The sequence below is a fragment of the Bradyrhizobium sp. genome (assembly GCF_004799405.1).
Lineage (GTDB): Bacteria > Pseudomonadota > Alphaproteobacteria > Rhizobiales > Xanthobacteraceae > Bradyrhizobium.
The window spans coordinates 1-24,084 of sequence record NZ_SSMW01000140.1; the positions used below are offsets into that span (position 1 = coordinate 1).

General features: G+C 62.0%; 24 protein-coding genes. 13 read left to right on the plus strand and 11 right to left on the minus strand.

Features of this window, described 5'->3' with window-relative positions:
• Both E7813_RS22115 and E7813_RS22120 read left to right on the plus strand, forming a co-directional pair.
• Nucleotides 1-770 (plus strand): 3-hydroxyacyl-CoA dehydrogenase family protein (locus E7813_RS22115; protein ID WP_291577405.1); only part of this gene is annotated, 770 nt, incomplete at its 5' end.
• Nucleotides 771-847: 77 nt separating this feature from the next.
• Nucleotides 848-1,201 (plus strand): acyl-CoA thioesterase, encoded by a 354-nt coding sequence (locus E7813_RS22120; RefSeq protein WP_291577427.1) that lies wholly within the window; start codon nucleotides 848-850, stop codon nucleotides 1,199-1,201.
• A gap of 13 nt (nucleotides 1,202-1,214) precedes the next feature.
• Here E7813_RS22120 and E7813_RS22125 read toward each other — a convergent pair whose 3' ends face one another.
• Nucleotides 1,215-1,664 (minus strand): cupin domain-containing protein, encoded by a 450-nt coding sequence (locus E7813_RS22125; RefSeq protein ID WP_291577406.1) that lies wholly within the window; start codon nucleotides 1,662-1,664, stop codon nucleotides 1,215-1,217.
• A gap of 295 nt (nucleotides 1,665-1,959) precedes the next feature.
• Between E7813_RS22125 and E7813_RS22130 the strand changes: the two genes are divergently transcribed.
• Nucleotides 1,960-2,385, plus strand: a complete 426-nt coding sequence (locus E7813_RS22130) for a hypothetical protein (RefSeq protein WP_291577407.1) — start codon at nucleotides 1,960-1,962, stop codon at nucleotides 2,383-2,385.
• Nucleotides 2,386-2,421: 36 nt separating this feature from the next.
• Here E7813_RS22130 and E7813_RS22135 read toward each other — a convergent pair whose 3' ends face one another.
• Nucleotides 2,422-3,291, minus strand: a complete 870-nt coding sequence (locus tag E7813_RS22135) for a hypothetical protein (protein ID WP_291577408.1) — start codon at nucleotides 3,289-3,291, stop codon at nucleotides 2,422-2,424.
• A gap of 752 nt (nucleotides 3,292-4,043) precedes the next feature.
• Between E7813_RS22135 and E7813_RS22140 the strand changes: the two genes are divergently transcribed.
• The 4 genes from E7813_RS22140 (at nucleotide 4,044) to glpD (ending at nucleotide 8,299) form a co-directional block, all read left to right on the plus strand.
• Nucleotides 4,044-4,820, plus strand: coding sequence for a hypothetical protein (locus E7813_RS22140; protein WP_291577409.1), 777 nt, complete (start codon nucleotides 4,044-4,046; stop codon nucleotides 4,818-4,820).
• Nucleotides 4,808-5,611 carry a DUF692 family multinuclear iron-containing protein gene (locus E7813_RS22145; protein ID WP_291577410.1) on the plus strand — a complete coding sequence of 268 codons (804 nt, stop codon included), beginning with the start codon at nucleotides 4,808-4,810 and terminating at the stop codon, nucleotides 5,609-5,611. The genes E7813_RS22140 and E7813_RS22145 overlap by 13 nt, the downstream gene beginning before the upstream one ends.
• A gap of 153 nt (nucleotides 5,612-5,764) precedes the next feature.
• Nucleotides 5,765-6,688, plus strand: coding sequence for an NADP-dependent oxidoreductase (locus E7813_RS22150; RefSeq protein WP_291577411.1), 924 nt, complete (start codon nucleotides 5,765-5,767; stop codon nucleotides 6,686-6,688).
• Between the two features lie 111 nt (nucleotides 6,689-6,799).
• Complete coding sequence (glpD, locus tag E7813_RS22155) at nucleotides 6,800-8,299, plus strand: glycerol-3-phosphate dehydrogenase (RefSeq protein ID WP_291577412.1); 1,500 nt, start codon at nucleotides 6,800-6,802, stop codon at nucleotides 8,297-8,299.
• Nucleotides 8,300-8,344: 45 nt separating this feature from the next.
• Here the strand turns inward: glpD and E7813_RS22160 are convergent, their stop codons facing one another.
• The 8 genes from E7813_RS22160 to E7813_RS22195 form a co-directional block, all read right to left on the minus strand.
• The gene (locus tag E7813_RS22160; RefSeq protein ID WP_291577413.1) at nucleotides 8,345-9,448 is read right to left on the minus strand and encodes an alkene reductase; all 1,104 of its coding nucleotides are present in this window, start codon (nucleotides 9,446-9,448) and stop codon (nucleotides 8,345-8,347) included.
• A gap of 176 nt (nucleotides 9,449-9,624) precedes the next feature.
• The gene (locus tag E7813_RS22165) at nucleotides 9,625-10,125 is read right to left on the minus strand and encodes a DUF1993 domain-containing protein (RefSeq protein ID WP_291577414.1); all 501 of its coding nucleotides are present in this window, start codon (nucleotides 10,123-10,125) and stop codon (nucleotides 9,625-9,627) included.
• A 36-nt stretch (nucleotides 10,126-10,161) separates the two neighbouring features.
• Nucleotides 10,162-11,235, minus strand: coding sequence for a branched-chain amino acid ABC transporter permease (locus E7813_RS22170; RefSeq protein WP_291577415.1), 1,074 nt, complete (start codon nucleotides 11,233-11,235; stop codon nucleotides 10,162-10,164).
• A 10-nt stretch (nucleotides 11,236-11,245) separates the two neighbouring features.
• A complete protein-coding gene (locus tag E7813_RS22175; protein WP_291577416.1) occupies nucleotides 11,246-12,256 on the minus strand; it encodes a branched-chain amino acid ABC transporter permease in 1,011 nt (336 codons plus the stop codon).
• Nucleotides 12,253-12,975 (minus strand): ABC transporter ATP-binding protein, encoded by a 723-nt coding sequence (locus E7813_RS22180; protein ID WP_291577417.1) that lies wholly within the window; start codon nucleotides 12,973-12,975, stop codon nucleotides 12,253-12,255. Before E7813_RS22180 ends, E7813_RS22175 begins: the two co-directional genes overlap by 4 nt.
• Nucleotides 12,972-13,739: an ABC transporter ATP-binding protein gene (locus E7813_RS22185; RefSeq protein ID WP_291577418.1), complete on the minus strand. Its 768-nt coding sequence runs from the start codon at nucleotides 13,737-13,739 to the stop codon at nucleotides 12,972-12,974. Before E7813_RS22185 ends, E7813_RS22180 begins: the two co-directional genes overlap by 4 nt.
• Nucleotides 13,740-13,914: 175 nt before the next feature.
• Nucleotides 13,915-15,096 (minus strand): substrate-binding domain-containing protein, encoded by a 1,182-nt coding sequence (locus tag E7813_RS22190; RefSeq protein ID WP_291577419.1) that lies wholly within the window; start codon nucleotides 15,094-15,096, stop codon nucleotides 13,915-13,917.
• An 81-nt stretch (nucleotides 15,097-15,177) separates the two neighbouring features.
• The gene (locus E7813_RS22195; protein ID WP_291577420.1) at nucleotides 15,178-16,467 is read right to left on the minus strand and encodes a lytic murein transglycosylase; all 1,290 of its coding nucleotides are present in this window, start codon (nucleotides 16,465-16,467) and stop codon (nucleotides 15,178-15,180) included.
• A 267-nt stretch (nucleotides 16,468-16,734) separates the two neighbouring features.
• Between E7813_RS22195 and E7813_RS22200 the strand changes: the two genes are divergently transcribed.
• Genes E7813_RS22200 through E7813_RS22220 form a run of 5 tightly spaced genes read left to right on the plus strand, consistent with a single transcriptional unit; the run spans nucleotide 16,735 to nucleotide 21,404 of the window.
• A complete protein-coding gene (locus E7813_RS22200) occupies nucleotides 16,735-17,601 on the plus strand; it encodes a xanthine dehydrogenase family protein subunit M (protein WP_291577428.1) in 867 nt (288 codons plus the stop codon).
• A 14-nt stretch (nucleotides 17,602-17,615) separates the two neighbouring features.
• The gene (locus E7813_RS22205) at nucleotides 17,616-18,098 is read left to right on the plus strand and encodes a (2Fe-2S)-binding protein (protein ID WP_291577421.1); all 483 of its coding nucleotides are present in this window, start codon (nucleotides 17,616-17,618) and stop codon (nucleotides 18,096-18,098) included.
• Nucleotides 18,095-20,350: a xanthine dehydrogenase family protein molybdopterin-binding subunit gene (locus tag E7813_RS22210; protein WP_291577422.1), complete on the plus strand. Its 2,256-nt coding sequence runs from the start codon at nucleotides 18,095-18,097 to the stop codon at nucleotides 20,348-20,350. Before E7813_RS22205 ends, E7813_RS22210 begins: the two co-directional genes overlap by 4 nt.
• A gap of 8 nt (nucleotides 20,351-20,358) precedes the next feature.
• Entirely contained in the window at nucleotides 20,359-20,628 is a 270-nt protein-coding gene (locus E7813_RS22215; protein ID WP_291577423.1) for a hypothetical protein, read from the plus strand.
• Between the two features lie 32 nt (nucleotides 20,629-20,660).
• On the plus strand, nucleotides 20,661-21,404 hold the full coding sequence (locus tag E7813_RS22220; protein WP_291577424.1) for an enoyl-CoA hydratase-related protein: 744 nt from the start codon (nucleotides 20,661-20,663) through the stop codon (nucleotides 21,402-21,404).
• 211 nt (nucleotides 21,405-21,615) lie between these two features.
• Here E7813_RS22220 and E7813_RS22225 read toward each other — a convergent pair whose 3' ends face one another.
• The gene (locus E7813_RS22225; protein ID WP_291577425.1) at nucleotides 21,616-22,530 is read right to left on the minus strand and encodes a hypothetical protein; all 915 of its coding nucleotides are present in this window, start codon (nucleotides 22,528-22,530) and stop codon (nucleotides 21,616-21,618) included.
• Nucleotides 22,531-23,083: 553 nt separating this feature from the next.
• Here E7813_RS22225 and E7813_RS22230 point away from each other — a divergent pair.
• On the plus strand, nucleotides 23,084-24,084 hold a 1,001-nt coding region (locus E7813_RS22230), incomplete at its 3' end, for an amidohydrolase (protein ID WP_291577426.1).

The window sequence follows — 24,084 nt, forward strand, 5'->3', positions numbered from 1 at the left end:
GCTCGACGCTGGCGAAGCCCGAACGGCTGGTCGGCTTGCATTTCTTCAATCCGGTATCGCGGCTGCAACTGGTCGAGGTCGTCAGCCATGATGAATCTGATCCGCAACTGCTGAAGGAGGCGCTGGCTTTCGTCGGCGCCATCGACCGGCTGCCGCTGCCGGTCAAGAGTTCGCCGGGCTTCCTCGTCAACCGCGCGCTGACGCCTTACATGCTGGAGGCGATGGTGATGCTGGACGAGAAGATCGACCAGCGCACCATCGATGCGGCGGCGGAGAAATTCGGCATGCCGATGGGCCCGATCGAACTGGCCGACCAGGTCGGCCTCGATATTTGTCTGGCGGTCGGCGACATGCTGCGCTCGAAGTTTGGCGACATGCTGCCGCCGACGCCGGCGTGGCTGCGCGAGAAGGTCGCCAGGGGCGATCTTGGCCGCAAGACCGGCAAGGGTTTTTACGTCTGGAAGAACGGCAAGGCCGACAAGGGATCGGGTCCGCCTTCCACGGCGCAACCGACGCCGGAAATGATCGACCGGCTGATCCTGCCGATGTCGAACGTCTGCGTCGCCTGCCTGCGCGAGGGCATCGTCGACAATGCCGACACGGTCGACGGCGCCATGATCTTCGGCACCGGCTATGCGCCGTTCCGCGGCGGTCCCCTGAACTATGCGCGAACCCGCGGTCCCGAAAACGTGGCGTCGGCGTTGCGCGCGCTGGCAGCGAAGTTCGGCGGACGTTTTGCGCCGGACGCGGGCTGGGAGACTTTCAAGTGACCGACACTCAGACTGTTCACGCTCCGCCGACTCCCGAAATCGAACCTTGCGGCGATCTCTGCACCCGCACGCTGGCGATGCCGGCCGATACCAATCAGAACGGCGACATCTTCGGCGGCTGGCTGCTCAGCCAGATGGACATCGGCGGCGGCGTGTTCGCTTCCAAGACCGCGAGGGCGCGAACCGTCACGGTGGCGATCGATGCGATGAATTTCCGCAAACCGGTGTTCGTCGGCGACCTGGTTTCCGTGCATGCCAGCCTGGTCAAGATCGGCAAGACCTCGATCACCGTGCATATCGAGGCCTGGGTGATGCGCCGCAAGGAAATGCACTCGATCCTGGTGACCGACGGCAATTTCACCTACGTCGCCATCGACGACCAGGGACGTCCGCAAGTGATCCAGCAGGGCGATCCGCCGATCACGGCGTAGCGGGCGGAAAGCCTCAACCCCGGGCGGTGTGACCCCAGGTCTGGTCCCAGTCCTGGCCCGCGGCATCGACGACGCGGCCGTCGGCCTCGAAGAACTTGTTGGGCACCTGGAAGATCGCAAGCATCAGCCCGCCCTCGGGACACCATGCGACGTGGCGGCTGCCCGGCTCGCGCCAGACGAATTCGCCGGCTTTCGCCTCGATGCCCTTGGCCGGGCCTTCCTTGTCGACCAGATGGCCCTCGAGGACGTAGGTCTGCTCGATGTTGACATGCTCGTGGTCGGGCAATACCGCGCCGGGTTGAAACCGCATCAGCGCGGTCATCAGGCCGGTGGCGTGATCGAACAGCAGCGTCTTGGCCTCGCAGCCGGGAAAGCGGGTCTTCTGCCACTCCATATTCTGGGGGCGCACGAGGTGGGAATGGGTGTCGGCGGTCTGAGAACCCTTCGGTGTCGCGGCGTCCATGGCGATGCACTCCGTTGCGGGAAACCTGTAATGATCATAGCAGCATTTGCCGGCATTCGTCAGGCAGGACCTCCCGATCCCGTCACAGGACAACGTGGCTCCGTAATGACACTGCCGAGACAGGCCGGCAGACGCTAAGAAGGTCCGTTCATCGAGCGGAATCGCAAGTTCCGGGCGATGGCGCGCTGTTAAGATTACGCCTTAACTAATAATTAGTTATGCGTTTGCGGGCCCAAAAAGCCGGGCTTAGCGTGCGCTCAACTAGTGTGCGGTAATCAACGAATTGGTATGTGCCATGACGCATAGAATGTATGGAACGCTACTCGCCTCCCTCAGCGCCGCAGCGTTGATGTTCGCCGCGAACGAAACATTTGCCGGGTCGGTCGCGCATGGCGGACGGTTTGCTTCGGCGCACCCGGTTTCGCATCCGTCAGCCGTCCCGACGCTTCGGCATCACCGGAGAAACGGGACCTTCTGGCCGGGAACGGGCGGTTTCTTCTACGGGCCATCGGGCGAACCCATGCTGGATGCCACGCAACCGGCGTCAGGCGACATCCATTACACGTTTACGAATGATGTTCCCTGGGATTGGACGCATCGATATCCGCCGGCGGTCACGCCGTCTGACCGGCCGTATGTGTCGAACTGCCCCACCGAGATCGCAACGGTTCTCGGGCGCGACGGCAGAGCGCAAACCGTAAATATCACGCGCTGCTACTGAAGCGCGTCGCCCGCTCATATCAGTCAGCACCCAAGGTCAATTGGGGCGCCACTGGTACATTTCATATTCGCAAGTCTTCTCATATCCAAAGTTCAACATCATCCCTTCGCCGCTCTGATCGGCGATCGGCATCCAGGTCGATGGAGAGTTATGCTTCGGGGATGCTGTTGCGCGTCGGGTATGAGGCGAATGGCAGACAACTATTCCGAATCCTTTCTCCACGGCATCTATATTTAAACGTCGGAGCAGAGCTCCTAGCACGCCGTTTTTTCGTGATTCGGGCTTCACGGCGCCACCCAATTGATGAACGTAGCCCTTGTGGTAACGATTCTGGCAAATGCCCGCAGGTACACCATTGAGGCGGGCGAGGAAATGGCTCACCCAATGCCGCTTCGTCTCCAGCTGGAGTTGCACCTGGTTGTGGAGTCGCTTTAATGCATGTTCTTCCACAAAGCAGCTGTGTGCCAGCATTGCGGTGTAATCGTTGAGCGTTTCGGCGGATAGAGGTTCAACGGTAACATTGGGAGATTCAGCAATTTTGATCTTATTGGGGTCGCCGACGATCCCGTCGTGAATGGCGCCCAGGGACATGCCGGCGGCGAGTAACCGCTTGGCCAGATCATGCGGCCTGCTCGATGGAGAAACCGTCCAGTGGAAGGGCAGGTTGTTCGCGCGATAGATTTCGATTGTCTTCCGGATGCGCTCGTCGATCGTGTCATCATCGATCTCGCACCTCATAACTCCGTTCGCCATCAGGCTGGGAGTCGAGCGCGTTACAACTTGAAACCAATGCGGGTCCTGAATAACCTCATTGTCGTGATTGCCACCCATTTCCTCCCACCAACAACGGTCGGTGAAATCGGCCTTCTGCGCTGGTGTTAGAGCTTGAAAGTTGATGGCACTCATAACCGCCTCCTGGTTCTGCGGGCAATGTCCGTGATACCGATCGGCTACGTCCCACCTCAGGCTAAACCCGCGCCAGAACGATGGTATTGAAAGCCGGATTCATCGCCCGTAGCGCACGGGCCGATTACGAACTAACAGTCAATCACCGATCATCGCGTGGGCCACGGCTCGTTCCCCGCGGACTGCGGAGAAGAGTGGCTATCAGCCGCGAACGGCGCACCGCTTTTCGGTTTCTATTTTGCTTTTGACTATGATCAGGACTTTCATCGGAGTCTCCTTTGATCACCTTCGAGTGAAAAAGCGCCGACAAGCGAGCGATTCTGCTAAAATCGGGCAACTTCGTTCAATTACGACAATACCCGGCTGCATCGGAAAAACAAGCTGGAACTGTGTCGACATGTTGCAATAGCTGCTGGTGCAGTTGGTCGCGCCGGTTACCTGAAGTAGCAAGGGCAGCCGGAGCGAGACCAGGCACGCAGTCGCCAATCTCGGGGGCAGTAGCCGCCAGGTTATTCCGCAAATGGTTCGATGGAATTGTCCCCAGGAAGTCGTGCGGTTTTTCGACGGACTACAATCAAGACCAGTTCCGTCTCGGGATGGATCCGTGCCGTCAGCAACAATTGAAAGCCGTGCGGCGGCCGCCTTATAGCTTCTGTGTAACCCGACACGATGCTAGCGTTAACGCCGCTTCTTGATGATCCGAGGAAGGCCGGTTGGTTACCTTATTCCTTCTGATGTGCAGGAGCACTGAAATGTTTGCGGGGCAAGGGAAGGACCTGGGTTTGTCGTTTAGAGATATCGAGGCGATGGCCGAAGCAATCGATCTCGCGGCCCTGTCCGCGGGCCCGTTTTCTCCGCCTCCCGCGCAGTTTCCGCTGCCTCAAGCGACGTGGCACGCAATTTTGCGGTCGCGGCGGCTGCGGGTCTTTGACTGGGTCATCGACGCGGGATTTCGATTGCTGAATTTGTTGCCGCGTTCAAATGAGCACTTTCTCGCGCTCGCTGAACATTCTGATCTGCAGAACAAATATGCGGTGGCCCGCAAATTGTGGCCGTCAACGCGCGAAAATCTTGAGGACTTCGAGGGATGGCTGAATGCAGTGGCGGAAACTGAAATCCTCTTGGTGGAATTACGCGAACCATGGCCCCCTGCGAACAGTCCGGAATCGGTATCCGACATCGTTGTGCCGTCTGCCGGCGTCCGCCTGGTCCAGATCGACCCCAGTACGCTTGACCTGCACCATTCGATTCCGGAATTTAGCTTGCCCGCTCGCTTGGCGGCCGCCGAACTATCGTCGCTGCGTCTCAGATTTCCAGAACGATCGCCGGTATCGCAGGATGCGCTATTTGTTCCCGGGAGCGGTGACGAACCCGAGGGGTTCCTCGTCCAGATCGAAGGCGTGTTGGTGTCGGCCGTTTCCGCAATGATGCATCAAGACATGACTGTCGCTCAACTCCGCGATCGAATTGGAAGCGATGTTCTGGCGAACCTCATTCAAATGGGGGCGCTTTCAAGATGGATATCCTAGTTGGAGGCAGTATCAGAAAAGTCCTGGGACGGGAGATGTTGGATGCTGCTTCACGATGGCCAGTATGCGAGGTGGTTCCCGAGAACTGGAATCCCGACGATCCATCGGACGTCCAAGCGCTGACGTCGCTAAATTCCCAGTGCAAGATTCTGTTGCATTCCCTGTCGTTAAACGTTCTCGGCCCTTCGTGCCCGCATTTTGTTACTTGGCGCGTTCAAGCTTGGTCAAGAATTCTTGGTATCAATTTGGTGACCGACCATTTCTGTTGGTCTGCGACCGATGCTCATTCGCTCGGCGTCTTCGTGCCCCCGATCGACGATATTGATGTTCTAAAGATAAGGGTACGCGCTCTGAAGCAAATGATCGGCATGCCGTTCGGGTTGGAAAATATCTGTCTATCTGCGAATGATCCAATTTTCAGCTCTCGCTATCATCGAGCGTTGACCCAGGTCTGCAGGGATGAAGGCGTATCGGTCTTGGTCGATCTCGAAAATCTGCGCCTCGACACCCTTTCCAGCGGGGCGTCGTTTGATGAACTGTTTTCGTACTATGATGACGTCGAAATCTGCGGTTATCACGTCGCGGGCAGCACCGCCGGTGATCTGGTTCTGGATACGCACGATCAGCCGGTGCCAGACCAGACCCTGCAACTGCTGCTGAAATGCTTCAGCGCCAGACCCGGACCGGTGATCTACGAGCGCGACTATGCGCTCGACGTGACGGAGATCAGCAACGAGATTCGTCGCATTGCGGCTTACTTAGAGGGTGGGCTCGGAACGCCGACGAGGTAATCGAAATGATTTAGCGACTTCCGGTTTTGGGCACTTTTCGGACACCGCCGTCGTGTCCGTGAATGTCCGCTTTCGGAGGAGGAAGACCGGATTTTGAATTTGAATGCGTCAATAAAAGATGCGAGTCTGGTTCTGTCGAAGCCGGGAATACCAATGAAAGCTGCCTACATCGAACGGCATGGCGGGCCGGAAGTCCTGAAATATGGCGACATGCCGGATCCCGTGGCTGCGCCCGGCGAGGTCGTGGTCGATATTGTCGCCGCCAGTGTCAATGGCGCGGACTGGAAGGTGCGCGAGGGCAAGTCGAACCAGCTTTCCCGATTCCCCTACATTCTTGGACGGGATTTCTCCGGCGTCGTTTCAGCGCTTGGCGAGGGTGTCACGGACCTGCGCGTTGGCGATGAGGTGTTCGGCGTCTGCGACGTCGGCCAGGAAGGCGCCTATGCCGAGAAGATTGCGGTCAAGGCGGCCATCGTTGCCAAAAAAACCGATCGCCTGTCGCATGTCGATGCCGCGGCACTCGCGCTCGCCGGGTTGACGGCGATTTGCGCCATCGAAGACACACTGAGGCTGAAGGCGGGCGAGACCATCTTGATCCAGGGCGGAGCCGGCGGGGTTGCGAGCTTTGCCATCCAGTTGGCAAAATATCTGGGCGCTCGCGTGATCACGACCGCAAGCGCGTCGAACCATGATTACCTGCGCAAAATCGGTGCCGATGAGATCATCGACTACAACGCGGCGGATTTTACCAGGGTCGTGAAAGACTGCGACGCCGTCTTCGATACCGTCGGCGGCGATGTCGCACAACGTTCGTTCACGGTGCTCAAACCAGGTGGCCGGGCGGCCTTTATCGCCTCCGGGGCTCAGGCGCCCAAGCCGGACCGCGGCGATGTCGTCGCGCTGCGGCCCAGCGTCGGGCGTGACCGGCCGCATCTCGATCGCATCGTGGAGCTAGTTGCGCTTGGGGCTGTCCGTCCGCCGGAAGTGACGCGCTACAAGCTCAGCGAAGCAGTGGCGGCGCACAGGCTAAGCCAGTCCCGGCACTTTCGCGGCAAGCTGGTTTTTCTGGTCCGTTGAGGGCGAATCCCGCTTTGCCCTTTTCGGTTGCTTTCGTATTTCGTTGGATTTAATCCGAACCGAAAGCTGAGCCGGCTCAATCAGGCAGGCCGACGCCGGGAAAAGCGCCCTTTGGACCAAATCTTCGACCTCGCGATTATCGGCGGCGGCGTCAATGGCTGCGGAATCGCGCGCGATGCGGTCGGGCGCGGAAATTCCGTCTTCCTGTGTGAGATGAACGATCTGGCGAGCGGCACCTCGTCGTGGTCGACCAAGCTCGTGCATGGCGGCCTACGCTATCTCGAATATTACGAGTTTCGGCTGGTCCGCGAAGCCTTGATCGAGCGCGAAATCCTTTGGCAAATCGCGCCTCACATCATCCGGCCACTCCGCTTCGTGCTGCCGCACCATGCCGGGTTGCGCCCGACCTGGCTGCTGCGGCTCGGGTTGTTTCTCTACGACCATATCGGGGGCCGGCATTTGCTGCCGCCGACGCGCTCGGTCGATCTGACGCGGGATGAGGTCGGCAAGCCGCTGATCCCCGGCCGCTACACCAAAGGCTTCGAATATTCGGATTGCTTCGTCGATGACGCGCGGCTGGTGGTGCTCACGGCGCGCGACGCCGCCGATCGCGGCGCCGAGATCCACACCCGCTCGCGCGCGGTCGGGATCGCCCAGGCCGACAACATCTGGCAGGTCACGATCGAAGACGCCGACGGCGCGCGCTCCACGATCAAGGCCCGCGTGCTGGTCAATGCCGGCGGTCCCTGGGTCGAGCAGGTGCTGGCAACGGGCGCCGGCGTCAACGCCAAGGCAAAAGTGCGGCTGGTGCAGGGCTCCCACATCGTGGTGCGAAAACTCTACGAGCACGACCGGGCCTACATGTTCCAGAACAGCGATGGCCGCATCGTGTTCGCGATTCCGTACCAGGACGACTTCACCCTGATCGGCACCACCGATCGCGACTATGAAGGCGATCCGGCCAAGGTGAAGGCGACAGCGGAGGAAATCGGCTACCTCTGCGATTCCGTCAGCGAATACCTGGCCAAGCCCGTCAAGCCGGAAGACGTGGTGTGGAGCTATGCCGGCGTCCGGCCGCTCTATGACAATGGCGCCAGCGAGGCCAAGGCCGCCACCCGCGAATATGTGCTCGAACTCGATCTGCCCGAAGGCACGCCGCTATTGTCGATCTATGGCGGCAAGATCACCACGCACCGGCGCCTCGCGGAGGAGGCGCTGGAAAAGCTTGCGCCCTATTTGCACAGCACAAAGGCGCGCGAAGGCTGGACCGCGAAGGCGCCGTTGCCCGGCGGCGACATGGATGTCTCGGCAATTCCGGCGCTGACGGCGGAATTGCTGCGCAGCTATCCGTTTCTCTCGCCGGCGCACGCCAACCGGATCGCGCACGCCTACGGCACGCGCGCCAGAAATTGGCTCGGCGACGCCAGGTCGATCGACGATCTCGGCCGCTTCTTTGGCGCCACGCTGACCGAGAGCGAGGTCAAATACCTGATGGCGGTGGAATGGGCCGTCACGGCCGAAGATATCGTGTGGCGGCGCTCGAAACTTGGGTTGCGATTGTCGGCGGGCGAAATCGCCGCGATCGATCAATGGATCGCGGCGCATCGTTGACGGTTTACGCGCCGTCATCGTCCGCCCGCGGGTATGACAGTTAGCCTACTGCGCCGCATCCAGCGCGTCGCCAAGAACCGGATAATCGGTATAGCCTTTGGCGCCGCCGCCGTAGAACGTCGCTTTGTCGGGCGTGTTGAGCGGCGCGCCGCGCTTCAAGCGCTCGACCAGATCGGGATTGGCGAGGAACGGTTTGCCGAACGCGATCAGGTCGGCCGCGTTGGCCGCCAGCACCTTGGTCGCGAGTTCGAAGTCGTAGCCGTTGTTGGCGATATAGGCGCCCTTGAAACGCTTGCGCAGCGAGCCGTAGTCGAACGGCGCGATGTCGCGCGGGCCGCCGGTGGCGCCCTCGATGACGTGGATGTAAACCAGTTTCAGCGCGTTGAGATGATCGACGACGTAATCGAACAGCGGTTGCGGATTGCTGTCGGACACATCATTGGCCGGCGTCACCGGCGAGATCCGGATGCCGGTGCGCTCGGCGCCCGCTTCTGACGTCACGGCCTTTGCCACTTCGAGCAACAGCCTGGCCCGGTTCTCGATCGATCCACCATAGGCATCGGTGCGCTTGTTGGTGCCGTCCTTGGCGAACTGATCGAGCAGATAGCCGTTGGCGCCATGAATCTCGACGCCATCGAAGCCTGCTTGCAGTGCGTTGGCGGCGCCACGCCGGAAGCTCTCGACGATGCCGGGGATTTCTTCCAGCTTGAGCGCGCGCGGCTCGGAGATGTCGGTAAAGGTCCCGCCGACAAAAGTCTTGCCCTTGGCGCGGATCGCCGAAGGCGCGACCGGTGCGCCATGATCAGGCTGCAGCGAGGTGTGCGAAATCCGCCCGACATGCCAGGCCTGGAGAAAGATACGTCCGCCGCGTTGATGCACGCGCTCGGTGACCTTGCGCCAGCCGGCGACCTGTTCCCTGGAATAGATGCCGGGGGTGTCCTGATAACCCTGGCCCTGTTTCGAGACCTGGCTCGCCTCGCTGATCAGCAAGCCTGCGGACGCGCGCTGGCCGTAATACTCGACTGCCAATGGACTGGGCACCATGCCCGCCACCGCCCGGTTGCGGGTCAAGGGCGCCATCACCAGGCGATTGGGCAGGTTGAGAGGGCCCAGTTTGTAGGGCTCGAACAGTTTGGTAGGCGTGCTCATGTTGTTGTTTTCCGAAATGTGGCGGGTCGGGAACAGGTGGGTATTGCCAGGATGTGTGGCAACCCCAACACGTCATTCCGGGGCAGCGCGAAGCGTCGAACCCGGAATCCATAACCACGATCGTGAGTATGGATTCCGGGCCTGCGCCAAGAGGCGCATCCCGGAATGACGGAGTATTAATTCACGCCCAGAAAATCGCGCTTGCCGATTTCCACGCCGTTGTGGCGCAAAATGCCATGCGCGGTCGCGGCGTGGAAATAGAAATTCGCGAAAGCAAAGTTATTGAGAAATTGCTGCCCCTTCAGCGTCATGGTGTTCGGGCCGACCGGAAAGGTGATGTCCTTGGTATCGGCGCCTTCGAACTGTGCCGGCTTGAAGGTCTTCAGGTAGCCGATGGTCTTGGCCAGCCGCTGCCGCAAGTCCTCGAAACTCTTTTCGGTGTCGGGCGTGGAGGGCACTTCGCTGTGGGTCAGGCGCGCGCAGCTTTTGGCGGCGAAATCGCAGGCAAGCTGGATCTGCTTCGACAGCGGCAGCATATCCGGAAACAGCCGCGCGCCGAGCAGCACCTCGGGCTGGATTTTCTTGGCCGTGCAGTAGGCCTCGGCCTTGGTGAGAATGCCGGAAAGGGCGCCGAGGATCTGCAGGAAGGCGGGAACGGAGGCATCATAAAAGGACATCGGGGGCTCCTTCAGTTGTTGTGAAAATGGGGCAGTCTATCGCAGCGGCCGGCGCGCGCCGGCCCGCAACCGGCCGACGATGCCGGTCGGGAAGAAATATACGCTGGCGATAAACAGCAGTCCGAGCCAGAGCAGCCAGCGATCCGGATGCAGCAATCCCGGCAGCAGCGGCAGTCCGGCGTCCGCGGCCGCGTTGGAGGCCACGCTCATCAGCGTCTGAAGATAGTTTTGCGCGAGGATGAAGATCGCAGCGCCGATGATCGCGCCATACATCGTGCCCATGCCGCCGATCACCACCATCAGCAGGATATCAAGCATGATCGAAAAGCTGAGCGAGGTGTCGGGACCTGCATATCGCAGCCAGAGCGCATTCAAGGCACCGGCACTGGCGGCCACCAGCGCCGCCAGGCAATTGGCGTAGGTCAGATGGAACACGGTGCGATAGCCGAGAGCCTCGGCGCGAAAGCGATTCTCGCGAATCGCCTGCAGCACCCGGCCGAACGGCGAATTCACCACGCGCAGCAGGCCCAGGATCATCGCCGCCGCCGCCACCAACACGATGTAGTAGGTCAGGGTGCGGCCATTGACGGCAAAGCCGAACAGGTCCTTCGAGATCAGCACGGTTCCGGGGCGCAGCAGTTCCGGCAGCTGGAAGCTGCGGCCGTCCTCGCCGCCGGTCAACCACGACAGCTGCGACGCCAGCACCAGAAACGCGGAGGCTACCGCGAGCGTGATCATGGCAAAGAAAATCGCCTCCACCCGCAGCGAGAACAAGCCGATGCCGAGCGCCAGCAGCGCCGCCAGCGGCAGGCCGATCGCAAGCCCGGTTGCGACTGCCGCCCAGCTCGGGCCCATCGAGTAGAGCGCGATTGCAATGGCGTAGCTGCCGATGCCGTAGAACATGGTGTGCGCGAACGATACGCTGCCGGTGTAGCCGAGCAGGAGATCGTACGACGCCACCAGCGCGGCAAAGATACAGATCTTGGTCGCGACATTCATGGCTTTGGCGCCCGGAAACACCAGCGGCGTCACCGCCAGCGCGGCGATGATGATCACGAGCAGGATGCTGAGCACCCGGCTGCGTGGCGGATCGCCGGACAGGATCATCATTGGCAAACCTTCATCGACTTGTCACCGCGTAAAGCCCGCGCGGCCGCCACATCAGGATTGCGACCATCAGCAGGATATTGGACACCAGCGCCAGCTTCGGAACCAGAAAGCCGCCGTAATTGGCCACCATGGCGACCAGCAGCGCGCCGATGAAGCAGCCGCCGATCGAGCCGAGGCCGCCGATGATCACGACGATGAAAACCAGCACCGTGAGATCGTTGCCCATCGAGGCATGAACCTGCTCGCGGTACAGCGCCCACATTGTGCCGCCGAGGCCGGCCAGCGCCGAGCCGACCATGAAGACGCCGAGAAACAGCCGGCGAATGCGATAGCCCAGCGCTTCGACCATCTCGCGGTTTTCAACGCCGGCGCGGATCAGTAGGCCGATCTTGGTCCGGTTCAGCACCAGCTGGATGCCCAGGAACACCACCAGGCCGACCAGCATCGCCAGCAGGCGATATTTCGCGATCGCGATGTCGCCGATGATGAACGAGCCGCGCAGCGACGTCGGCAGCGGCAACGGAATGATCTGCGGCCCCCACAGCGCGTACAGTGCCTGCTCGGCGACAATCAGCCCGCCCGTCGTCATCAGGATCTGCTTGAGGTGCTGACCATAGACCGCCAGGATCAGCACGCGCTCGACCACGAGGCCGAGCGCGCCGGATACCGCCATCGCCAGCAACGCCGCCGGCGCCAGCACCGCCAGATTCAACAACAGCGAATCGGCCTGCACCCAGCCTGCCAGCGGCAACAGCACCAGCGTTGCGACATAGGCGCCCACCGCGATGAAGGCGCCATGTCCGAAATTGAGCACGTCCATCAGGCCGAACACCAGCGTCAGGCCGGACGCCATGATGAAGATCATCATGCCCATGGCGAGGCTCGCAACCGTCAGCGTCACCCACGAACTCGCCGATCCGATCAGCGGCGCCATCGCCAATGCGAGGATCACCGGCAGCAATACCGGAAGCAGATCGCGCTTCGGCTTTGGCAGAGCTTCGGGTGCGGCGAGGTCGGTCACTGATGCGCCTCCAGGCTCAGTCCAAGCAGGTGTTCCTGCAACGCGGTGTCCTTGGCCAGCGCCGCCATGTCGCCGCGGTGGACGATCCTGCCATTGTCTATCACCAGCACGGAGTCGCCGATCTGCTGGGCGACGTTAAAATTCTGCTCGACCAGCAATATGGTCGCGCCGCGGCGCTTGATTTCCGCAAAGCATTCGATCAGCGCGACCACGATCGCGGGCGCAAGGCCCTTGGTCGGCTCATCGATCAGCAGCAACTGGCGGGGTTCGACGATGGCGCGGGCGATCGACAGCATCTGCTTCTGCCCGCCCGACAGCGAACCGGCGCGCGACAGCCAGAATCGCCGCAAGGCCGGGAAAAATCCAAAAATCCATTCGAGGCGCGAATCGTCGAGCGCAGCGTCGCGCGCGGCCAGGATCAGGTTTTCCTTCACGGTGAGATCGGAAAACACCGCCATGCTTTCCGGCACGTATCCGATGCCGAGTCGCGCGATATCCGGCGTCGCGCGCTGCTCGATGCGTTGCCCGGCAAGCGTGACCTGCCCCGACGAAGCCGGCCATAAACCCATGATGGTGCGCAGCGTGGTGGTTTTGCCGGCGCCGTTGCGGCCCAGCAGCATGGTGGTCTGTCCCGCGGGTACGCCGAAGTCGACGCCATGCAGAACATGGTAGCTCCCGATATGGGTGTGCACGCCTGAAAGGGTCAACAGATCGGTCATGCCGTGCGCTTTCCGGGGGCGATGCCGAGATAGGCCTCCTGCACGATCGGCGAGGCGATCACCTCGGCGGGGTTGCCGTCGGCGACAAGCCGGCCGTTATGCAGCACGATGATGCGATCGGCGAGCGAGCGCACCACGTCCATCTTGTGCTCGACCAGCAGGATGATCTTGCTGCTGTCCTGCTTCAGTCTCGCGATCAAATCGAGCACCACAGGCACTTCGTCGACGCTCATGCCGGCGGTCGGCTCATCGAACATGAACACCTTGGGCTCCAGCGCCATCATCAGGGCGACCTCGAGCTTGCGCTGATCGCCATGGGACAGCGCGGTTGCCGCGACGTCGCGCCGGCCGCCGAGCGCGACGCTGTCGAGAATGGCGTCGGCCCGCGCAATCAGGTCGCGCCGGGTCATCCAGGGCCGCAGCATGTCGTAGTGCACGCCGCTGGCCGATTGGATCGCGAGGCGGACATTTTCCTCGACGCTCAGATTCGGAAACAGGTTGGTGAGCTGGAACGCGCGGCCAAGTCCGGCGCGGGTGCGAAGCGGCACCGAAAGTCTCGTTATGTCTTGGCCGTCCAGCAGGATGCTGCCCGCGCTGGCGCGCAGCTGGCCGGAGATCAGGTTGAAATAGGTTGTCTTGCCCGCGCCGTTCGGGCCGACGATGGCGGTCAGTTCGCCGGGACGAAAGCGGCAGCTGACGCCGTTGACGGCGACGTGTCCGCCGAAGCGGATGGTGAGGTCCTGGGTTTCGAGCGAGAGGGTCATATGCAGCTCATGGTGAAGCGCGACGTTCTTCACCTCTCCCCGCCTGCGGGGAGAGGTCGATCGCGAAGCGATCGGGTGAGGGGGACTCTCCAAGCACAGTGCTCGTCGAGAGAGCCCTTCACCCCGACCCTCTCCCCGCGAAATGCGGGGCGAGGGAGAAGAAAGAGACCGACCGCTATCTCTTGTTGCGGATCGGGATGTTCATGTCCTCGATCTTGAGTTCGCGCACCGGCTCCAGCACCGCCCAGGCGACGTTCGGATCGACCTTGACCTTGAAGTGATACATGCTCTGCAGCGCCTGGTGATCCTCCTTGCGGAACATCATCTTGCCCTTCGGGGTGTCGAACTCCATGCCTTCCATGGCGCTGATCAGTTTTTCGGTGTCGGTGGATTTTGCCTTGGTCACGGCGGTGACCGCCGCCATGGCCGCCGCGAAGCCGCCCGCGGTGAAGAAATCCGGCGGCGCGTTGAAGCGCTTCTGGTGTTCGCTGACCAGCCACTCGTTCACCGGGTTCTTCGGAATATCGTAGTAATAATAGGTCGCGCCCTCCATGCCGGGCAGCCGCTTGTAGGCGGCCAGCGCCGGCAGGATGTTGCCGCCGGTCGACAGCTCGATGCCGTAACGCTTCGGGTCCATGTCCTGCAGCTTGGTCAGGGGATCGCCGCCGCCGGCCCAGATCACCCAGATGATCTTGCGTCCGGGCTTGTCCTTCAACGCGTCGAACAGCCGCTGGCCGGCCGCGGTGAAATCGGTGGTGGTGGTGGGCACGTATTCCTCGGCGGCGAGCGTCGCGCCGGTTTTCGCCAGCGCCTCCTTGAAGGCGGCGACGCCATCACGACCGAATGCGTAATCCTGGCCCAAGGTCGCGACCGTGACGCCGGGCTTGCCGATCGCCACCGCGTTCGAAATCGCGTCCTGAGACGAGTTGCGGCCGGTGCGGAAAATGTATCGATTCCATTTATCGCCGGTAATCTGGTCCGCGACGGCGGGCTCGACGATCAGGATTTTCTTGTTTTCCTCGGCGACCGGAAGATCGGCCAGCGCCGCCGCCGACGACGTCGTGCCGATCGCGATATCGACCTTGTCGTCCTGATAGGCTTCCGCAAGGGCGGCTTTCGAAAGGTCGGGCTTGCTTTGATCGTCCTTGGTGATGATGACGATGTTGCGGCCATCGAGCATCATGGTGCCCTTGGTGGCGTATTCCAGGCCCATGCGCAGGCCGGTTTCGGTCTGCTTGGCGTAGGCCTCCAGCGGCCCGGTCTTGCCGTAGATCAGGCCGATCTTCAAATCGTCCGCATAGGCGGCAGTGGCTGACAGCGCGATGGCGGCAGCGGCGATGATCGTAGTTTGACGCACGATGTTTCCCCTCTGGTTCGTTGCGGTCGACCCTAGAGCATTTTTTCCGTCCGGTGGAAAGAGCATTGGGACCAACCGGTGTCAGCGCGCGGGCCCGCGCATCCGCGCCAGCAGTTCGGCGGTCGGCCAGGAATCGGCGGGCAGGCCGTATTTGATCTGCATCGCCTTCACGGCGCTGCGGCTTTGCTGTCCCATCACGCCGTCGACCTTGCCGACATTGAAGCCGGCGCGCACCAGCAATTGCTGCAGCTCGCGCAGTTCGTTGAACGGCAGTTGCACGACCGGCGCCGCCGGCCGACGCATCGGCGGGCTGCCGGCGATGCGGGTGGCGAGATAGCCGGCGGTGGTCGAATAGATCAGCGAGTTGTTCCACTCGGTGTAGGCCGCGAAATTGGCATAGGCCAGGAACGCCGGCCCCGTCCGGCCCATCGGCAGCAGTAGCGATGCCGGCAGCTCGTCGTTCGGCATCGCCTTGCCGTCGGGGTAGCTGACGCCAAGCTGCGCCCATTTCGAGCGCGGCAGCTGGATCGTCAGGTCGGCCTGGTCCCACGGTAGATTTGGCGGCACCCGGACTTCCTGCAGCCAGGGTTCGCCGCGCCGCCATTTCAGGCCGTTGGCGATGTAGTTCGCGGTCGAGCCGATCACGTCCTCGGGGCTGCGCAAGAGATTGCGGCGGCCGTCGCCGTCGTAGTCGACGGCATAGTTGAAATAATGCGTCGGCAGGAATTGGGTCTGGCCGAGTTCGCCGGCCCACGAGCCGACCATCTCCTCCGGCGAAAGGTCGCCGCGCTCGACGATCTTCAGCGCGGCGATGGTTTCGTTCTGGAACATCTCCGAGCGCCGGCAATCATAGGCCAATGACACCAGCGAGCGCAGCGTCGGCAGGTTGCCCATGTTGGCGCCGAAATCGCTTTCAAGTCCCCAGAACGCGGCGATCACCGCCGGCGGCACGCCGTATTCCTTTTCGGCGCGCGCGAACGCCGTGGCGTAGGTCTTGATCCTGGCCTGGCCCTGCTGCATCCGGTAGGTCGCGGCCATGCGGCCGGCGAACTCGGTGAACACCTGCCCGAACACGCGCTGGCCGCGGTCGCGGTTGACGATGCCCTGGTCGTAGACCAGATAGGGCGAGGCTTCCGCCAGCGCGCGCTGCGACACGCCGGCCGCGGCGGCTTGCGCTTTCAGCTCAGTGAGAAAGCGGTCGAAACTCATGCCGCCGTGACAGGATGCGGCGCGCGGCGTCGGCGCCGCAGCCGGCCGGGCCGGCGCTGCCGGTCTGGTCGGGAACGGCGCCGGTTGGGCCGAGGCCTGCTGCGCCCCGCCCAGCACCAGTGCCGCGCCGAGAAAAGCCAGCGCCGTTGAAAAGCTTCGCATGCCGTTACCGTGTGAATTTTGGGGTGGAAGCGGTTGCTGTCGTAGCATCCGGGCGGGACAACGTCATCACCGCGACGGCCAAGGCGGCTACAAGCCGGCAGCTACAAGCCCGCTCCATGCATGGGAGCCTGCCGATTGCACCGGGGCGAGGAGGCTGTTCCTATCGCCCCGGCCCGTGTAGGCTTGCCCCGCAGGCTCAAGATCAGTGAGTAAACAACAAGTTGGCCGCGGGCCGGCAAGGGAGACGACGGAACGACCATGACGGATATCCGATATTTGGCGCCGAACTCGCTTGATGAAGCGATCGGTGCGTTTGCTGCCGCCGGAAGTGCCGCGCGCATCTTGGCTGGTGGCACCGATCTTCTGGTGCAGATGCGCTCCGGCGCAATTCGGCCGGGCCTGATCGTCGACGTCAAGAAAATCGCCGAACTGACCGCGATCGAGCCGACCGCCGATGGCGGCTTCCGCGTCGGTGCCGCCGTCTCCGGCATGGTGCTGGCCGAACATCCTCGCTTCGGCAAGGTCTGGCCCGGCGTTTTGGAGGCCGTCAACCTGATCGGTTCCAAGCAGGTGCAGGGGCGGGCTTCCGCGGGCGGCAACCTGTGCAACGGCTCGCCGGCCGGCGACAGCGTCCCGGCCATGATCGCCGCCGGCGCCATGGTCACGCTTCAAGGGCCAAACGGACGCCGGCAGATCAAGGTGGAAGAGGTACCAGCCGGTCCGGGCCGCACCAATCTGTTGCCCGGCGAGATTCTGGTCAGCTTCACGCTGCCGCCGCGGCCGCCGGGCTCCAGCGATGCTTACTTGCGCATGATCCCGCGCACCGAGATGGACATCGCCGTGGTCGGGGTCGGGGTTAACCTGACCTTGAAGGACGGCGTCTGTACCGCCGCGCGCGTCGGTCTCGGCGCGGTGGCGCCGACCGTGCTTCTGGTCGAGCCGGCGGCGAAGGCGCTGATCGGCAGCAAGCTCGACGAGGCGGCGCTCAATGCCGCCGCCAGCGCCTGCTCCGCCGCCTGCCGTCCGATCGACGACAAGCGCGGCACCATCGTTTACCGCACCAAGGTTGCCGGCGTGCTGCTCAGGCGCACGGCCGCCATCGCCGCCCGCCGCGCCAAAGAAAATCGGGTTTGAGGAATCAGAAGACCATGGCCAAACTGCATGTTTCCACCATCATCAACGGCGAGCCGGCGGAGTTTCTGTGCGAACCCAACGACACCATGCTCGACGCCTTGCGCGGGCCGCTGGGCCTCACCGGCTCGAAGGAAGGCTGCGCGTCCGGCGATTGCGGCGCATGCAGCATCACGCTGGATGACCGCCTGGTCTGTTCCTGCCTGATGCTTGCGGCCGAGGCCGAGGGCCACGAGATCGGCACCATCGAAGGCATGGCGAAGGGCGATCATCTGCATCCGCTGCAGCAGAAGTTCCTGGAGATGGCGGCGCTGCAGTGTGGCATCTGCACCTCGGGCATGCTGATCGCGTCCGACGCCTTGCTGAAGAAGAATCCGAAGCCAAGCGAGGAAGAGGTCCGGTTTTGGCTGGCCGGCAATCTCTGCCGGTGCACCGGTTACGACAAGATCGTGCGCGCGGTGATGGAGACCGCCGCTGACATGCGGGAGACAGCACAATGAATGTGATCACCGACAACAAGTGGATCGGCCAGCGTACCATTCGCCCCGACGGCGTCGATAAAGTAACCGGACGCGCGGCCTTTGCCGCCGACACCACCATGCCCGGCATGATCTGGGGCAAGGTCCTGCGCAGCCCGCATCCGCACGCCCGCATCAGAGGCATCGACACCTCGAAGGCGGAGGCGCTGCCGGGCGTCAAGGCGGTGATCACCTCGCGCGACATCGTCGATTTCCCGGTCGACAAATCGGTCATCCTCGGCATCCAGGACATGCGCTGGATGTGCCGCAACGTGATGGCGCGCGACAAGGCGCTGTTTCCCGGCCACCCGGTCGCCGCCGTCGCCGCCACCACCGAGGCGATCGCGGCGCATGCCTGCACGCTGATCGAGGTCGACTACGAGGTGCTGCCCTGGGCGATCGAGATCGACGACGCGCTCAAGCCCGACGCGCCGATCCTGCACGAGTTCATGCAATTCGAAGGCAAGCCCTCCAACATCGCCGCCAAGCTCGAGCTCAAGAAGGGCGACGTCGCGCAAGGCTTCAAGGAGGCCGAAGTCGTCGTCGAGCGCACCTTCACCACCCGTCCGGTGCATCAGGGCTATATCGAGCCGCAGGCCTGCCTGGTCGGCGTCGGCGCCGACAACAAGACGGTGATCTGGAGCTCGAGCCAGGGCCAGTTCATGGTCCGCGCCATGACTGCGTACCTGACCGGCATTGCGCAGAGCGATATCCGCGCCATCCCGGCCGAAATCGGTGGCGGGTTTGGCGGCAAGACCATCGTCTATCTCGAGCCGTTGGCGACGCTGCTTTCGAAGAAGTCCGGCCGTCCGGTCAAGATGGTGATGACCCGCGAAGAAGTGATGCGGGCGACCGGGCCGACCTCCGCCTCGAAGAGCACGATCAAGATCGGCGCGAAAAAAGACGGCACCATCGTCGCCGCGCAAGGCACCTTCTATCTGCAGGCCGGCGCGCTGCCGGGCTCGCCGATCCGCGGCGCCGTCGGCTGCAGCTTTGCGCCTTACGATATCCCGCATGTTCTGTCGGTGGGATTCGACGTGCTGTGCAACCGCTCCAAGGTGGCGGCCTATCGCGCGCCGGGCGCGCCGATCGGGGCCTATGCGGTCGAATGCGCGATCGATGAACTCGCCTCTGCGCTCAAGATCGATCCGCTGGAGTTGCGGCTGAAGAATGCCGCCAAGGCGGGCACCAAGGCGGTGCACGGCCCGGTGTTTCCGCGCATCGGCTACATCGAGACGCTGGAGGCCGCCAGGGCGCATCCGCATTACAGCGCGCCGCTCGGCAAATTGCAGGGCAGGGGCGTCGCTTCCGGCTTCTGGTTCAACGCCGGCGGCGAATCCTCAGCACAGGTCAACATCACCGAGGACGGCAACGTCGTCGTCACCACCGGCCATCCGGACATCGGCGGCTCGCGCGCGGCGATCGCCAATATCTGCGCCGAGTTGCTCGGCATCGACTACAGGCGGGTGTCGGTCCTGATCGGCGATACCGCGACGGTCGGCTTCTCGAACCTGACCGGCGGCAGCCGCGTGCTGTTTGCCTCCGCGATCGTGGTGACGCAATCGACCGACAAGATCATCACCACGCTGCGCGAGCGCGCCGCCAGGATCTGGAAGATCGATCCCGAAGCGGTGAAATGGGAAAACGGCGCGGCGCATCCGGCCAGTCCCAACGCCGGCGAGTTTCCGCCGCTGACGCTGGCTGAACTGGCGGCCAAAGCCGGATCGATGGGCGGGCCGATCGGCGCCGGCGTGCAGCTCAACACCGAAGGCGCCGAAGGCGGCTTCGGCACCCACATCTGCGACGTCGAAGTCGATGTCGAGCTCGGGATCGTGCGCGTGATCCGCTACACGGCGGTGCAGGACGTCGGCCGCGCCATCCATCCGGGCTATGTCGAGGGCCAGATGCAGGGCGGCGTCGCGCAAGGCATCGGCTGGGCGCTCAACGAAGAGTACATCTACAACAAGCACGGCAAGGTCGATAATCCGGGCTTCCTCGACTATCGCATGCCGGTGTGCTCGGACCTGCCGATGCTCGACACCGTGATGGTCGAGGTGCCGAACCCGAAGCATCCGCAAGGCGTCAAGGGCGTCGGCGAAGTGCCGCTGGTGCCGGTGATGGCGGCGGTCGCCAACGCCATTTACGACGCGCTGGGCAAGCGGTTCTACAGCCTGCCGATGTCGCCGCCGAAGGTGCTGGAGATGCTCGACGCGAGGAGTGAGGCTGCGGAGTAAGCCGCCGCATGACCGATTCGGAGAAGGCCGCAAAAGTTGTCGACGCCTTGAAAGCGGCTGAACATGAGCCGGCGCCAGTTGCGCTGAAGGTATTGAACGGCCTGGTCGGCCTGGTTCAGGGCGGCGGTGAACAACCGCTGGAAGTCGAAGACGCCCGGTCCAGCGCGTTCCTGGCTGTCTGCGAAGTCGGAAAGGCGCTGCATCGCGGCCAGCCGGCCGATCGCCTGTGGCAATCGGCGATTGAAGCTGCCGAACGCTGGAGGTCGCTGGCGAGATGACGCGGACGGTGCTCACCTGAAAAGGAACAGCCATGCAGAAGGTCCTGGTCGAAAATAATGCCGACGGCACCACGCTGATCACGATCAACCGGCCGGAACGCCGCAACGCGATCTGCGCCGAGACGGCGCTGTTACTGCAAAAAGCCTTCCAGGATTTCGAGCGCTCCGATACGCAGAGGGCCGCGGTAGTGACCGGCGCCGGCAACGAGGCGTTTTCGGGCGGCGCCGACACCGGCAATTTTCCCGAACTGTGGCGCTGCATCCCGACCGTCGGTTTTGAGACCACCAAGCCGATCGTTTCGGCCGTGGGCGGCTGGTGCGTCGGCGGCGCGCTGGTGCTCTCGATGATGTGCGATCTGACGGTGGCCGCGGAGAACGCCAGGTTTTCCTATCCCGAAGCGCGGTTGGGTTTTACCGGCGGGCTGATTGCCGGTCTGGCGGGGCGCATTCCGCACAAGGTCGCGATGGAAATGATGCTGCTGTGCCGCACCCTCGATCCGCAACGCGCCTTCAATATTGGGCTCGTCAACGAGGTTGTGCCGACCGGACAGCAGGTCCCGGCGGCGCTGAAGATGGCGCGCGAAATGGCCGAGTTCTCGCCCTTGGTGCTGAAGACCTTGAAGCGGTTTGTCACCGAAGGGGTGCTGGCGCATGGACCGTCCGAACAATCCGGCCGCGCCCAGCGCGCGCTCACCGAGGTCAAGGAAAGTGAAGACGCCAGTGAGGCGAAGTCGGCGGTGAAGGAAAAACGCAAGGCGGTCTTCAAGGGACGCTAGAGCATTGTCCAGCTCGCATACGGGGATCATCTTCTCCCCTCCCTCCGCGAAGCGGCGGGGAGGGGTCGGGGGCGCGCGGTCTATCGGCCCGAACGACTGCGCCGCGCGATGTCCGCTCTCGGGGGCAAAGGGGAAATCATATGCTCGATCCGAGTTCTTCCGGTTTTGACCCGGAACGGAAGTCGCCCCAAGCCGAGGGACAGGAGAAAACTCAAGGATTTATAGCGGTGTTACGTATGGCCTCGCTCAAAAATGCCCCTTGGTTGCGCCGTGAAAACAAGACATAGCCCCTATTTTCGATTCGTTTTCGAGCGGCGTCATCGCGGCAAAGTTTGACACAGGTCTCCACAAGATCTTCATATCGTGCAGGAACCACACATTGCTCAACATCGCTCTCAATCGCAATGTAATCTCCTGATTCCGTGACAATAGCCTTCCTATTCGACAACAAATAAGAGAGACGCACAATTTCAGAGATGCCCGGAAAGTCATAATATTGAAGATTCAGGATAAGCTTTGCCCTTGCGATAAAAATATCACGTTCCTTGCCATAAACGCCCGTCAAACCCACAAGATTGATCCCCGTTTCCGTAAAATCCATCAAAATTTTAGCGCGACGAGGGCTCAAATTTCCATAGAAAAGCACGTCAATATCGGGCGACACGACGCTTTCAATCCTGCTCATTACGGGCATATGTCCTATTTTGACTAGCGCGGTCCGGTGAATTCCGAAATGTTCTGCGAGCCTCGCTATATTCACGGAGCTATAATCCCAAACTGGATGAGCCCGGAGCAGCGAAAGATAGTATTCCTCCATCCAGGGGCTTGCCGGGTGAACCTGATCAAGATTGAAGATTACCGTGTTCTTTGGGAGTTCGGGTCGCAAGGATTCGGGGAGTCGAGTGAGAACATTTGCGCCAATCACAACATTTACGCCCACCGTACTAAATTGATTTACAGCTATACGCGCCGAAATGCCTAAGCTCTCAAAACTATTTTGCAACAGCTGAACAAAATCGTCGAAGGCATGCGTTTGCGTAAAACCAGCGATTTCAATTTGCACGATTGTAACTTGTCGCCATGGCTGTTCTACTCCCACGATTTCTTCCTTCTGCCGATTACTCATCGTCGTTCCTAAAAGCGTCCAACAAATTGAAGTAATCTGATAAGTCGAATCCGAAGTAGTGGCGGCTCGCCTCCTTACCTAACAGCGTTTCGGTTAGAATCGAAAAAAATAGATTACTTTGGCAACAAATAAGCTGGCGCGGCTGCGCGTTGACACCGCCCGCGATTTGTCTGGCTTCGCGGCGAACTCGTCCCTTATTATTGGCGCAGGGGCCGGACCGGCATGCGCTCGAGCGCGCGCACCGCCATTTGTCGCAAGGGGATTTTTAAGTTGCCTGAACGCGCAGACACGGCCGTCGGTTACCGGGTTTCGCCGGTGATCGAATAAAGCCGGCTACTTCCGATTTTGGCACTTAACGGACATGCCGCAGTAGTCGCCCTATGTCCGTTCCTAAGGACAAAGCGGAAGTCATATGCTCGCATTGAGCTTTTCCGATTTTGACCCATTTCAGACATATCCTGCGACGCCTTGCACCCTTCATCACCACCTAGTGTGATAAATAGTTGTTATAACAAGCTCAGCGCCGAAAGCCCTTTGAGCCCAGGAGTGCACCATGCCCATCGTCAACCGCATCGCCGCCCTCACCGACGAAATCGCCGCCTGGCGCCACGATTTCCATGAGCATCCGGAACTCCTGTACGAGGTGCATCGCACGGCCGGAATCGTCGCCGATCGTTTGCGGGAGTTCGGCTGCGATGAGGTGGTGACCGGCATCGGGCACACCGGTGTGGTCGGCGTCATCCACGGTCGCAAAAATAATTCCGGCCGCGTCATCGGCCTGCGCGCCGACATGGACGCGCTGCCGATTGAGGAGATGAGCGGCGTGTCCTACGCCTCGAAAACACCGGGCATGATGCATGCCTGCGGGCATGACGGCCATACCGCTATGTTGCTCGGCGCGGCCAAATATCTCACCGAGACCCGCAATTTTGACGGCACCGCGGTCATGATCTTCCAGCCCGCCGAGGAAGGCGGCGCCGGGGGGAAGGCCATGGTCGACGATGGCCTGATGACGCGCTGGAGCATTCAAGAGGTTTACGGCCTGCATAACATGCCCGGCCTGCCGGAAGGTCATTTTGCCCTGACGCCAGGCCCGATTCTCGCCGCGGCCGACAGCTTCGAAATCGTCGTACACGGCAAGGGCGGCCATGGGGGCGCAGGCCCGCACAAGGCGATCGACAGCGTGCTCATCGGTTCGGAAATCGTCGGCGCGCTACAGTCGATCGTCGCGCGCAACGTCGATCCGATGAAGACGGCCGTCGTATCTGCCTGCTCTTTCCACGCGGGCTCCGCCTTCAACATCATTCCCGCGACTGCGACGATCAGCGGTACGGCGCGCACTTTCGAGCCTAAGGTACGCGATCTGGTGGAGCGCCGGATATCAGAGATCGCGGAGGGGATCGCGCGCACCTATGGCGGATCGGCCGAGACGAACTACACGCGGATGTATCCGCCGACTATCAATCACGAGCGCGAAACCGCTATAGCGGCAGACGTCGCGCGTGACGTCGCGGGAGCGGACCGCGTAAACGACCGCACCACGCCGATCATGGC

Coding starts and splice junctions, on each gene's coding strand:
- E7813_RS22120 (WP_291577427.1), top strand. CDS start 848: ATGCCGGCCGATACCAATCAGAACGGCGACATCTTCGGCGGCTGGCTG.
- E7813_RS22125 (WP_291577406.1), bottom strand. CDS start 1,664: ATGGACGCCGCGACACCGAAGGGTTCTCAGACCGCCGACACCCATTCC.
- E7813_RS22130 (WP_291577407.1), top strand. CDS start 1,960: ATGACGCATAGAATGTATGGAACGCTACTCGCCTCCCTCAGCGCCGCA.
- E7813_RS22135 (WP_291577408.1), bottom strand. CDS start 3,291: ATGAGTGCCATCAACTTTCAAGCTCTAACACCAGCGCAGAAGGCCGAT.
- E7813_RS22140 (WP_291577409.1), top strand. CDS start 4,044: ATGTTTGCGGGGCAAGGGAAGGACCTGGGTTTGTCGTTTAGAGATATC.
- E7813_RS22145 (WP_291577410.1), top strand. CDS start 4,808: ATGGATATCCTAGTTGGAGGCAGTATCAGAAAAGTCCTGGGACGGGAG.
- E7813_RS22150 (WP_291577411.1), top strand. CDS start 5,765: ATGAAAGCTGCCTACATCGAACGGCATGGCGGGCCGGAAGTCCTGAAA.
- E7813_RS22160 (WP_291577413.1), bottom strand. CDS start 9,448: ATGAGCACGCCTACCAAACTGTTCGAGCCCTACAAACTGGGCCCTCTC.
- E7813_RS22165 (WP_291577414.1), bottom strand. CDS start 10,125: ATGTCCTTTTATGATGCCTCCGTTCCCGCCTTCCTGCAGATCCTCGGC.
- E7813_RS22170 (WP_291577415.1), bottom strand. CDS start 11,235: ATGATGATCCTGTCCGGCGATCCGCCACGCAGCCGGGTGCTCAGCATC.
- E7813_RS22180 (WP_291577417.1), bottom strand. CDS start 12,975: ATGACCGATCTGTTGACCCTTTCAGGCGTGCACACCCATATCGGGAGC.
- E7813_RS22185 (WP_291577418.1), bottom strand. CDS start 13,739: ATGACCCTCTCGCTCGAAACCCAGGACCTCACCATCCGCTTCGGCGGA.
- E7813_RS22195 (WP_291577420.1), bottom strand. CDS start 16,467: ATGCGAAGCTTTTCAACGGCGCTGGCTTTTCTCGGCGCGGCACTGGTG.
- E7813_RS22205 (WP_291577421.1), top strand. CDS start 17,616: ATGGCCAAACTGCATGTTTCCACCATCATCAACGGCGAGCCGGCGGAG.
- E7813_RS22210 (WP_291577422.1), top strand. CDS start 18,095: ATGAATGTGATCACCGACAACAAGTGGATCGGCCAGCGTACCATTCGC.
- E7813_RS22215 (WP_291577423.1), top strand. CDS start 20,359: ATGACCGATTCGGAGAAGGCCGCAAAAGTTGTCGACGCCTTGAAAGCG.
- E7813_RS22220 (WP_291577424.1), top strand. CDS start 20,661: ATGCAGAAGGTCCTGGTCGAAAATAATGCCGACGGCACCACGCTGATC.
- E7813_RS22225 (WP_291577425.1), bottom strand. CDS start 22,530: ATGAGTAATCGGCAGAAGGAAGAAATCGTGGGAGTAGAACAGCCATGG.